Source organism: Lysinibacillus sp. COL-1 (assembly GCF_059814265.1).
Genome location: NZ_JCAWSJ010000004.1, coordinates 3,405,442 through 3,417,419, shown reverse-complemented (window position 1 = coordinate 3,417,419; position 11,978 = coordinate 3,405,442). Strand labels below are relative to the sequence as shown.

Annotated in this window: 11 protein-coding genes; 7 read left to right on the top strand and 4 right to left on the bottom strand. The window is 38.8% G+C overall.

Annotated elements, in window-relative coordinates:
- Positions 1-176: 176 nt before the first annotated feature.
- The 4 genes from AC6BKE_RS24995 to AC6BKE_RS24980 all read right to left on the bottom strand — a co-directional run bounded on the left by AC6BKE_RS24995 (position 177) and on the right by AC6BKE_RS24980 (position 4,727).
- A complete protein-coding gene (locus AC6BKE_RS24995; RefSeq protein WP_499858211.1) occupies positions 177-857 on the bottom strand; it encodes an AroM family protein in 681 nt (226 codons plus the stop codon).
- Entirely contained in the window at positions 854-1,996 is a 1,143-nt protein-coding gene (locus tag AC6BKE_RS24990) for an amidohydrolase (RefSeq protein WP_330492983.1), read from the bottom strand. The genes AC6BKE_RS24995 and AC6BKE_RS24990 overlap by 4 nt, the downstream gene beginning before the upstream one ends.
- The gene (locus tag AC6BKE_RS24985; protein ID WP_036118719.1) at positions 1,993-3,063 is read right to left on the bottom strand and encodes an amidohydrolase family protein; all 1,071 of its coding nucleotides are present in this window, start codon (positions 3,061-3,063) and stop codon (positions 1,993-1,995) included. Before AC6BKE_RS24985 ends, AC6BKE_RS24990 begins: the two co-directional genes overlap by 4 nt.
- A 62-nt stretch (positions 3,064-3,125) precedes the next feature.
- A complete protein-coding gene (locus tag AC6BKE_RS24980; RefSeq protein ID WP_141905357.1) occupies positions 3,126-4,727 on the bottom strand; it encodes an ABC transporter substrate-binding protein in 1,602 nt (533 codons plus the stop codon).
- Between the two features lie 217 nt (positions 4,728-4,944).
- Between AC6BKE_RS24980 and AC6BKE_RS24975 the strand changes: the two genes are divergently transcribed.
- From AC6BKE_RS24975 to AC6BKE_RS24945, 7 genes are all read left to right on the top strand, one after another.
- Entirely contained in the window at positions 4,945-5,907 is a 963-nt protein-coding gene (locus AC6BKE_RS24975; RefSeq protein WP_036118726.1) for an ABC transporter permease, read from the top strand.
- A 2-nt stretch (positions 5,908-5,909) separates the two neighbouring features.
- Positions 5,910-6,776 (top strand): ABC transporter permease, encoded by an 867-nt coding sequence (locus AC6BKE_RS24970; protein ID WP_036118729.1) that lies wholly within the window; start codon positions 5,910-5,912, stop codon positions 6,774-6,776.
- Between the two features lie 17 nt (positions 6,777-6,793).
- On the top strand, positions 6,794-7,816 hold the full coding sequence (locus AC6BKE_RS24965) for an ABC transporter ATP-binding protein (RefSeq protein WP_036118732.1): 1,023 nt from the start codon (positions 6,794-6,796) through the stop codon (positions 7,814-7,816).
- Positions 7,800-8,807 carry an ABC transporter ATP-binding protein gene (locus AC6BKE_RS24960; RefSeq protein WP_036118734.1) on the top strand — a complete coding sequence of 336 codons (1,008 nt, stop codon included), beginning with the start codon at positions 7,800-7,802 and terminating at the stop codon, positions 8,805-8,807. Before AC6BKE_RS24965 ends, AC6BKE_RS24960 begins: the two co-directional genes overlap by 17 nt.
- Before the next feature lie 50 nt (positions 8,808-8,857).
- Entirely contained in the window at positions 8,858-9,811 is a 954-nt protein-coding gene (locus AC6BKE_RS24955; RefSeq protein ID WP_036118738.1) for a DUF1177 domain-containing protein, read from the top strand.
- Positions 9,804-11,072 carry a M20 family metallopeptidase gene (locus AC6BKE_RS24950; RefSeq protein WP_499858210.1) on the top strand — a complete coding sequence of 423 codons (1,269 nt, stop codon included), beginning with the start codon at positions 9,804-9,806 and terminating at the stop codon, positions 11,070-11,072. Before AC6BKE_RS24955 ends, AC6BKE_RS24950 begins: the two co-directional genes overlap by 8 nt.
- A gap of 135 nt (positions 11,073-11,207) precedes the next feature.
- The gene (locus AC6BKE_RS24945) at positions 11,208-11,969 is read left to right on the top strand and encodes an IclR family transcriptional regulator (protein WP_036118741.1); all 762 of its coding nucleotides are present in this window, start codon (positions 11,208-11,210) and stop codon (positions 11,967-11,969) included.
- The last annotated feature ends 9 nt before the right edge of the window (positions 11,970-11,978 follow it).

Sequence of the window (11,978 nt, the reverse complement as noted above, 5' to 3'; positions counted from 1 at the left end):
ATTCACTACTCTTTATGGAGGGGTGCTGTCACTCATCACTTCTCCACATGGTTGATGAGACCCTGTGAGTGAAGCGGCTCATCGGGCATTCCCTGGAAGGGATGCTGGCGGAACGGAAATCAATCCCTCGCCTTTCAAAATGGTTGTTTCTGCTGTTGACATCACCTTTTTTACCATTAACAAATGGCCTTTAAAATCGTAAATACTGCTTCTCTAGGAACAATGACGGGAATAGTGAGTTGATCTTTAATCATGTTTTTCATTGTTGTGGAATAACCCATACAATCAAGAATGAGCAAATCAGCTCCTTGATATTCTAATAGCTGTGCTTTTGCTAATAAATGTTGTGTATTGAACTGATAGGGTGAGCTAGCTGAAAAGGTGACATCGAACTGTGCTTTTTGCCATTTCTCCGCAACAGTTTGTTGTTGCTCAGGCTCAGGGCCTATTAAACCAAGTGCTAATTCTGTTTGTAACCCTTTCACTAAATTTGTCATCATGCGATCAGGTAGTAACAGGTTTTTACATGACAGCTTATTCGTAAAATCTCCTGTACACATAAGCAAAACCCAAGTGAATTCATGTAAATCATCAATGCATGTCTGAATATAGGGCATCAGCTTTTGTTTACTTAGCTTGACTTGTTGTCCATTTGTCAAAAGTGTTACTAAAACATCTGTGTCTTCACTAGAGGGTGAAAGGGAAGTGATTTCGGCTGGAGAGAGTGAATCCAGTACGCCAAACTCATGAACATGTAAACCAGATGCTCTTAATTGCTGAATATCCTCCGCCATATCTTTGCGAGGCGCTTGACCAATTGTGACTACGGCAATTTTTGAATGTTTCAATAAGCTCACTCCGCTTCGTAATATTTTTGTCCATTGACATACGTTTGTAAGACCTTTGCTTCTGTTTCAAAAATAGGGTGTGACCAAACAACAAAATCAGCATCCTTGCCTTCCTCAAGGCTGCCAATGCGGTGATCTAGCTGTACAAGCTTAGCGGCATTTATTGTAATACTTTTTAAGGCGGTGTCCTCATCTAAACCATAGCGAATAGCTTCAGTAGCACAATATTTTAAGTACTGAATTGGTACGAATGGATGGTCTGTCATGATGGCAAATGGGATATTATGCTCTTTAAAAATGGCTGCAATCGCTGGTGTAGAATTACGTGTTTCATATTTAGATGGGGTTAACATATAGGGCCCAAGTGTCGCATGAAAGCCACTGTTCTTTACCGCATCGACTATTAAATAGCCTTCTGTGCAATGCTCTAAATGAAGCTTCACATTAAATTCTTTAGCAATTCTTATAGCTGTCATAATGTCATCTGCTCTGTGACAATGAAGGCGAAGGGGCATGTCACCTCGTAGCACTTCAATGAATGGACGCAACTCTGAATTTTGTTTAATTTGCTCAGCTCGTTGTTGTTCATTCAGTTGACTTGCACGTTGGAAACCATCACGTAAAAGCTGGGCAATGGCCATGCGAGTCATTGGCTTTCGTTTGTATTGATTGCCAAAAACATTCTTTGGATTTTCTCCTAACGCGCCCTTTAAACCGCTTCGTTCTACTAAAACACGAGAGGTAAGAGTGGGCCCTGCTGTTTTAAGAATACTCCAAATGCCCCCAATGACATTGGCACTACCTGGACCAGTTTGTACAGTCGTCACACCGCCTTCTAACGCATGTTGGAAGGAAAAGTGTCGGATATCTACACTATCTAGAGCGTGCATAAGAGGTGTAAAGGGCTCGCTATATTCATTAGCATCATTAATGTCTTCAGTAACCTCTGCCCATGTCCCAACATGGGCGTGAATATCAATTAAGCCTGGTGTGACATAAGCTCCCTGAAGATCGACTAACTCTGCTTGAGGAGGATAATCTTTGGCTGGACCGACATAGACTATACGTCCATCTTCGATCCATAACTGTTCAAAAATATCATTTTGTTCATTGACTGTGAGAAACTTTGCATGATGATAAATAATCATTCTGAGAACCCTTCTTCCCTTGCATAAACTTTTGTTCCTTTAATAAAAGTAGCTACAACCTGTGCATCTAAATTTAATGGATGCTTATCCCATATGACAAAATCAGCTAGAAGGCCATCACGAATAGTGCCAGTTTTATGAGCGATTCCAAGGAAATTAGCAGCTCCTGTTGTTAGTGCATACAGAACATCCTGACGTGTCAGCCCTTCTCTTACAGCTAAGCAACCTTCTAATGTTAGGTGAGAGGTGCTACTAACAGGATGATCCGTACAAAAAACAAACGGAGTATGTTGTTGGGACAACTGGCGGTATAGTTTTGGTGATAATGCCATCATCTCGTTATGCTCGATATATCGAAACGTTGGGCCAGCAATGACCGTATTGAAGGATGTCCCTTGAAGCAGTGAAGCTTCAGTGCCGTGAATAATATGAAAATCAAAAGTAGACTTAAACTCTTGTTGAAGACGGTCAATGAATTCAAGATCCACAGCTTTATGTGCCCGTATGACAATTTTCTTAATTAAAGGTTCTTGCTGCTGAATCTGTTGCAATGTTTCTCTTAAAATTTTGGCAATCCCCATACGGGTTAGTGGCTTTCTCTTTTCAGCGAAAAAAGTGCTTTTTGCTTGGTGTCCAATGGAGAAGGAATAAGCAATATCTTTGGCAATGACCATTTCATCAACCGTTGTATGTGTATGATGAATAATAGCTGTTTTTGCACCGACCAAGCTTTTAGGGGAGGGAACGATATGAGAGGCTGTCACCCCATGGGAGATAGCTTTTTGAAAGGCAGCATCGAATGGATAAATGCCATCAACTACAGAATAGTCCAGATGTGAGTCAAATTCATAGCTATCATCCCCCTCCCAACGAATCCCTATTTCAGCTAAGCCAATTTGTGAACAACTGTCGATAAGGCCAGGTGTAATATAATAGCCATCTAAATCGATGTCTATTTCAGACGTTGTAGAAGATGGAGCAAAGTATTGCCCCTGTACTTGAAATGACTGTTTGTTAAAGCTACGTGTCTCAGAGTTAAAAACAAGTCCATTTATATATCGAGTCATGGGATTAAATCTCTCCTTATGAAGAGAAAAGCGGAGACAAGCATCTCCACTTTTCCAGTTAATTATTTAGAAATGGATACGTTCGTACCGTTTGGATGTACAATTTGTACGGAGTTGTCAGTAGAAACCTCAAAGCCCTGTACTTTTTTGTTTACACCTGCAACGGTTTGTGTTGCTTCTAATTCAATACGCGGAACATCTGCTAAAATCAGTTTTAATGCTTCTTGGTATAATTTAGCACGTTCTTCCTGTACCACTGTTTCAGATACGGCACGTTCTAATAATTTATCTACCTCTGGGTTGCTATAGCCTTTACCATTACCTAACGCACCGATTTGATTTGTGTGGAATAATTGATATAGGAAGAAATAAGGATCTGGATACCAAGTCCAGCCACCAATATTCATTGGAGCGTTCCCTTTTGCAACAGTATCACTGTAAGTACCCCATTCAAGCACTTTAATTTCCACATCAATGTTTAAGTTTTTCTTTAATTGACTTTGGAAAATCGTTGCGTAAGGCACACGTGCTTCTGATACATAAATCTCTGTTTTGAAGCCATCAGGATAACCAGCCTCTGCTAGCAATTTTTTTGCTTCTTCTGGATTATATTTTGGTACTAAATCAACTAATGATTTATCATATCCCCATGAACCTGGTGGTAATGGTAAATAAGAAACATCACCGCCACCCCATTGGTTAACACCAGAAATGATTTCCTCAACATTTGTTGCCATATAAAGTGCCTCGCGAACACGTTTGTCAGCAGTCGGACCAACTTTGTTGTTAAGGTCAAGATAAACAATAGATAAACCTGGATTCGTTAAAAGCTCAAGGTTGCTATCTTGGTTAATAATTTCTCTGTTTTGGCCTTTGACATCCATGGCAATATCTATGTCACCAGAACGTAATGCATTTGTCATCATATTTTGATCGGAGATAAACTTCATGGATAAATTATCAACGTGAGGTTTTTCACCCCAATAATTGTCATGGCGAACTAGTTTTACTTCTTGGTCTTTTTTCCATTCTGTTAACTGGAATGGGCCTGTACCAATGAAGTGTTCTGAGAAGTTATCGCCCCAGCCTTCAACCTCTTCTTTTGGAATAATGATATTTCCTGCATCCGTTAGCATAGCAAGAAGGGCAGCATTCGGTGTAGTTAAGTGAATTTCTATTTCATAATCTGACAACACTTTAACTTCTGTCACACCACTTAAACGATTCATAGCGGATTCTTTGGCGGAGCGCTCTAAAGAATATTTCACATCTTCCGCTGTCATTTCACGGCCATCCTGGTATTGCCCCTTTTGGAATTTCACACCCTCACGTAATTTGAACGTATAGACTAACATATCATCTGACACTTTCCATTCTGTTGCTAAAGAGGGGATGATATCTGATAGATCTTTGTTATAAACAACTAAAGTATCACCCATTTGACGCATAACTTGCGATTCATAAACCCCTGTATATTTGATAGGGTCAAATGTTTTGGCATTGGCTGAAAGACCAACATTTAATTTGCCACCTGAAGTGACTTCTCCATCTTTTTCATTTGAAGAATTACTTTTTTCTGTGTTCCCACCACAAGCTGCTAAAACACCAATTAATAAAGTTAAAAAGAGTAGTAGTAAAGGTTTTTTTACGTTTATCTTCTTCATCTGCATAAGCCTCCTTTATTTTGTTTCACAATATGAACCGTTGATTCAAAAATGATAGGTTCGAATTAAAATTAGCACATTTGTAAATAGAAAGTAAATATAAAATTAAAAAAATTCAGAAAAAAATATATTTACAAATAATTATCACATGGTGTAGTATGTGGTTATTCACAATATGAACCACTGATTCTAATAATGAAAAGGAGGTCTTAATAAGATGGGCTCATTTATTTTAAAAAGGTTAGTCAACCTTATCCCGACACTGCTAGTAGTAGGAATCATCGTCTTCATTATTACGCGAATGATTCCAGGTGACCCAGCTTCAGTAATGCTTGGGCCACAAGCCAGTGTGGAAGATGTAGAGAATTTAAGAGAAGAGCTAGGATTAAATAAATCAATGCCTTCGCAATTTATTTCATATGTAGGAGACTTAGCACAGTTAAATTTAGGATATTCCTATTCTTATAGTGAGTCTGTCATCGGGCTTATTATAGAAAGATTCCCTAACACAGTGATACTAGCATTGGCAGCCTTGTTTATAGCGGTTGTGGTTGGTATCCCAGCAGGAATATTAGCTGCTAGAAAGCAAAATACAATCATTGATTATATTGTCATGCTTGTATCATTAGTTGGTGTATCCATGCCTATTTTTTGGTTGGGGATCATGCTTGTTTTATTCTTTAGTGTCAATCTTGGTTGGTTCCCAGCCACTGGAATGGGCAACATCAGTGATGGCCTATGGACCTATTTGAAACATTTAATTTTGCCAGCATTTGCATTAGCAACGATTCCAATGGCGACATTTGCACGGATTACCCGTTCAAGCATGTTAGAGGTTATTTCGCAAGATTATATTAAAACAGCTCGTTCTAAAGGCATTAAAGAATATTTAGTGATTGGTAAACATGCCTTTAAAAATGCGCTAACACCTATTTTAACGGTATTAGGGATGCAGATATCCAATTTACTGGGGGGAGCGGTTTTAACAGAAACGATTTTTAGTTGGCCTGGAATGGGGCGACTAATTGTAGATGCCATTGATAAACGTGATTTTGTTGTTGTACAAGGTACTGTTATTTTCATCGCATTTATCTTTGTACTTGTTAACTTAGTAGTGGACGTGCTTTATAAAGTTGTCAATCCTAAGGTCAATTTAGAATCGGATGGAGGGAAAAAATAACAATGACTCAAGCAATCGTCAATGAAACAAGAAAAAGAAATACGTTGTTGCGCAAGTTGCTAAAAAATAAATTAGCGACAATTGGGTTAGTCATTGTCACCTTGATGGCCATTGTTGCAATTTTTGCACCATTGATTGCTACCCATCCACCAAATGAAATGATCGTTGGCAAATCATTTTTACCAATGAACACAGAAGGACATTTATTAGGAACAGATAACTATGGTCGTGATCTGTTTAGTCGCTTAGTTTATGGTACAAGAATATCGATGATTGTTGGGATTGCGGCAGTGCTATTTGGTGCTGTATTTGGAACGCTCCTAGGCTTAGTAGCTGGGTATTTCGGTGGTCGCATTGATTCGATCATTATGCGTACGATGGATGGTCTTTTTGCATTCCCATTCATTTTACTTGCTATTACACTAATGACGGTATTAGGGCAAGGACTTGTCAACGTTATTGTTGCTATTGGTGTTGCAAACATTCCAGGGTTCGCAAGACTTGTTCGTGGTCAGGTTTTAAGTGTAAAAGAAGAAGAATTCATCGAAGTGACGCATTCTCTAGGTGCTACACATAGTCGAATTATTTTTAGCCATATATTACCGAACTGTTTAGCTCCTTTAATTGTTTATGGAACGATGAGTACAGCGGGCGCTATTATTTCGGAGGCGGCACTGAGCTTTTTAGGATTAGGAGTTCAACCGCCAACAGCTTCGTGGGGTAGTATTTTAAAAGATGGTAAAGATTTTTTAGTATTAAATCCTCAAATGGCGACATTTTCAGGAATCTGTATTTTATTAACAGTTCTTGGTATTAACCTTTTAGGAGATGGATTACGTGATGCGTTAGATCCGAAAATGAAAGTTTAATGGAAGGGGGTGGAGTCATGACTGAACGTTTACTAGATGTAGAAAATTTAACAGTAGAATTTAAAAGTGGCGGCTCTACAATGAAAGCTGTCAATGGAGTAAATTTACAATTAAATAAGAAGGAAACACTAGGGATTGTTGGAGAATCAGGGTCGGGAAAAAGTGTTACAGCCACTGCTCTCATGCGTTTAATTCCATCTCCGCCAGGAAAAATAACGAATGGAAAAATTGACTTTAATGGTCGTGATTTAATTGGCATTTCTGAAAAAGAAATGCGCAATGTGCGAGGTAATGATATTTCAATGATTTTCCAAGATCCTATTACAAGTTTGAATCCTGTATTAACAGTGGGCAATCAAATTATTGAAGTCATCCAAGCACATGAAAAGATCTCGAAGAAAGATGCCGCTATCAAAGCTGTCGATATGTTAAAAATGGTTGGTATTCCTGAGCCAGAGAAACGATTAAAAATGTATCCTCACGAATTTTCAGGAGGCATGCGTCAGCGTGTCATGATTGCTATTGCTCTTGCTTGTAACCCGAAACTACTCATTGCCGATGAGCCAACAACTGCACTGGATGTAACTGTACAAGCTCAAATTCTTGATTTAATGAAAAAATTACAACAAGACCATGATACAGCCATCATTATGATTACACACGATTTAGGTGTGGTTTGGGAGTTATGTGACAAAGTAAATGTTATGTATGCAGGTCGAACAGTTGAGTCGACTACAACAAGACAGCTCTATGAAAAACCTTTACATCCTTATACGTGGGGATTATTAGAGTCTCAAATTACAATGGGCACACAGGAGCAACAAAGATTGCCGGCCATTCCAGGTAGTCCACCGGATTTAACAATGCCACATAGCGGCTGTCACTTTTCATCACGTTGCCCTTTAGCAACAGATATTTGTCGTCATACAGTACCCGACTTAGTGGAAGTGCAGGACAATCATTTTGTAGCCTGCCATTTACAAGCGAAAAATCAAATTGTCGCAAGGAAGGAGGGAATTTTTAATGCAACAGCACAATGAACTTGTTTTAAAGGTAAGTAATTTAAAAAAGCATTTTCCCATTAAAAGTTCAATCCCTTTTAAAAAATCAACACAATTTGTGAAAGCAGTAGATGGCGTCAGTTTTGAATTATATAAGGGCGAAACACTTGGGATTGTAGGTGAATCAGGTTGTGGGAAATCGACGGTTGCTCGTTTAATCAACCAGCTGATTTCTCCAACAGAGGGAATCGTAGAGTTTAAGGGTACGGATTTAGCAAGCTTAAATACAAAGGATATTCGCTCTGCTCGAAAGTCGATACAAATGGTTTTCCAAAATCCATATGCATCACTCGATCCTCGAAAAACGATTGAATATCTCATTGCCGAGCCATTAGTCATCCATGGTATTGGTGATGAAGCATCACGTAAAAAGCGTGTTATTGAATTACTTGAAACAGTAGGATTAAGTGCTTATCATGCAAAGCGCCATCCACATGAATTTTCTGGGGGACAAAGACAACGTATCAATATTGCTCGTGCCCTTGCGCTTAATCCAGATATTGTTGTATGCGATGAACCTGTTTCAGCATTAGATGTTTCTGTACAAGCACAGGTAATCAATCTATTAAAAGACTTACAGAGAGACTTCGGTTTAACATATATTTTTATTTCACATGATTTAAATGTTGTGAATTATATGTGTGATCGGATTGCCGTCATGTACTTGGGTAAAATTGTGGAAATCGGGACATATAAGGAAATTTATGAGAACCCTCAACATCCCTACACACAAGCCTTATTATCGGCAATTCCTAAGGAAAATCCCTTTGATAAAAAGGACCGTATTATTTTATCTGGAGATGTTCCAAGTCCAGTAAATCCACCGAGTGGCTGTGCATTCCACAAGCGTTGTCGTTTTGCTACAGACAAATGTGCAGACGTCCAACCGACACTCGATACTGTGACAGCCACACATCAAGTTTCTTGTCATTTATTTTCGTCGATACAGCAAGAAGTGTCGACGACTTAGAGCAGAAAGTAATTGAATAAATTATAGAAGTAAAAAGGAGCGGACTGATTATGTCATTGAAGCATGTTATTGAATTATACGAGGTAATGGATAATTTCCATGTTAACGGAGAAACGATTAAAGCCTATTTACACAGCATTGATCCAACAGCAGATGTGAAGATCAAAACGATTAAAGGTGAAAGTGGCTCAACGGATTTTGTGCGTGTACTAGTGAAAGGAAAGCAAGGAAAATCCTCTGGTGGTCAGGCACCGACGTTAGGAATTATTGGTCGTCTCGGTGGTATTGGAGCACGTCCTGAAATGACAGGCTTTGTATCAGATGGAGATGGAGCACTAGCATGTATGGCAGGTGCAGCCAAAGCCATTGATATGGCGTTAAAGGGTGATCAGTTAGAAGGAGATGTTATTTTCTCAACGCATATTTGTCCAACAGCACCCACTTTGCCACATGAGCCAGTACCATTTATGAACTCTCCAGTGGATATTAGTGTCATGAACGAAAATGAAGTGGAAGAAACAATGGATGCCATTCTATCAATCGATACAACGAAAGGCAATCAAGTATGTAACCATAAAGGGTTTGCCATTACGCCAACAGTCAAAGAAGGTTACATATTAAAAATCAGTGATGATTTATTGCATGTTTACACACAAGCAGCAGGAATTTCTCCAGTTGTACTACCGATTACCATGCAAGACATTACACCATATGGCAATGGTTTATTCCATATTAATAGTATTTTACAACCAGCTGTGGCAACAACAAGCCCTGTTGTAGGTGTGGCTATCACAACAGAATCTGTCGTGGCAGGCTGTGCAACAGGCGCCACACATGTAACAGATGTAGAAAATGTAGTTCGATTTGTGTTAGAAGTAGCAAAAACGTATGGAGCTCATAAATGTTCCTTCTTTGACGAAAAGCAGTTTACACATATGAAAAATTTATATGGAAGCATGCATCATCTACAAACGAAAGGAAAAGAGGTATATACACATGAATGATTTACAAGCACTCAAAGTGCAATTATTAGAGGCAGTTGAAAAGCATCAAGATGAACTGATTGCATTTTGTTCGAAACTCATTCAAATTCCTAGTGTCAATCCTCCAGGAGATACGACTGAAATAACAGCTTTTATCGAAAACTATTTACAGGATGTTGGCATTACTTATCAAAAATACGAAGCTGCAGATAAAATGTTTAATTTAGTAGCTTCTATTGGGAGTGGTGAGGGCAAGGAACTCATTTATTGTGGTCATACAGATGTTGTTCCTGTTGGTGATTTATCAAAGTGGGAATTCAATCCATTTTCAGGGGAGGTGAAGGATGGCTGGATGCTGGGCCGTGGTGCAAGTGATATGAAAGCTGGTTTAGCTGGTATTATTTTTGCAACAAAGCTACTAAAGAAATTGAATATTGAATTACCAGGGAAACTAACATTGGCGATTGTGCCAGATGAAGAAACAGGCGGCGAATTTGGTGTTCCATGGTTGTTAGAGCGAGGTTTTGTGCAAGGAGATGGTTGCTTAATCGCTGAGCCTTCTTCACCGCTAAATCCAACCATTGGGCAAAAGGGTTCTTATTGGTTTGAATTAGAGGTTCGTGGGGAACCTGGACATGGAAGCCTATCACCTTTAGCTGGGAGAAATGCTATTGTCGATGCCATTCGAGCTATTCAAGAGATTCGTACACTATGGGATTTGGAAATTACGATCCCAGAAGAGGTACTGCCACTTATCGAGGTATCTAAAAAATACATGCGAGAGGTGGAAAAAGATCGTTTGAAATATCAAGAAGTTTTAGAGAAAATTACTGTAAATATTGGTACAATTGAGGGAGGTACGAAGTCCAACGTAATCCCAGATTATTGCAAGGTTCAGGTCGATTGTCGCTTACCATTCGGTATTACACAAGAAGAAGTAACAGAAATTTTGAAACATAAACTAGATGGTTTGGCTATTGATTATTCAATCAAACGTTTTGGCTTCAAAAGTGTAGCAAATTATACGCCTGCCGAAAATCCTGTATGCCAATCCATTGTGGAAAATATTTCATTTGTAACAGGGCAAGAGGCATATGGCGTTATGCAATGGGCAAGTAGTGATGCTCGACATTTCAGACAATATAATATTCCTGTATTGCAGTACGGCCCAGCCTATTTACCAAGTATTCATGGTTATAATGAAAAAGTGCGTGTTGAGGATATCGTACGCTGTGCAAAAGTATATATTACTGCTGCTGTTGATTTCCTATATCAAAAGTAAGAGATTAGCTACTCTCTTACTTTTGATAAAGTGATATCAGGTGCTGACGGCTGCTAAATCTGTCGCTTATTTCCCCCTTTAAGAGAAAGATTTGCAGCCGTTTGTACAGATAAATAGATCAAAAGGATGAGAGATATGCTAAAGACGTTAAATTTATCAATTGCGGTTTTAAAAATGTTTACAAAAGAAAAGCCCATATGGGGTGGAAGAGAGTTAGCAATGGCGATGAATATGAATCATACAAATTTATATCGCATTCTTGAAACCTTTGAAAATAATGGGTTTATTACAAAAGATCCTGTAACAAAAAAATACTCACTCGGTATTGCTTTATGGGAGATTGGTATGAATATGTATGATTCATTAAACATAGATCAGCTATGTATGCCAGTTCTTGAGAAATTAAAAGATGTCACAGGCGAAACAGCTATTTTTACTGTTCTGAATGGACTGGAAGCGTTAACATTACTAAAAGCCGAACCTGTTAATAAGGTGAAATTTACTGTTTCAAGAGGAAGTAGATCCCCACTTTATGTAGGGGCATCCTATCGTTCGATGCTTGCTTTTCTAAATGAAGAGCAAATTGCCAAGGTGATTGACGAGCCTTTAACAGCTTATACGAATAATACGATGACAGATGCTAATGAAATACGAGCAGAGCTGGAAAAAATTCGTGCGTGTGGTTATGCACTCAGTAACAGTGAATATTCTGTTGATGTACTGGCACTTGCCATGCCCATATTCAATAGTGAAGATCAGGTCGTAGCCTCCATTACTGTTTCTGGACCAATCTATCGTTTTACGGAACAACGTGTTCCAGAAGTTTTAGAACCATTAAAAGAGGCGAGAAATGAAATAGAAGGAATTATTCGTAGATATCATTTGAATTTTAATTAAGGAGTTTTA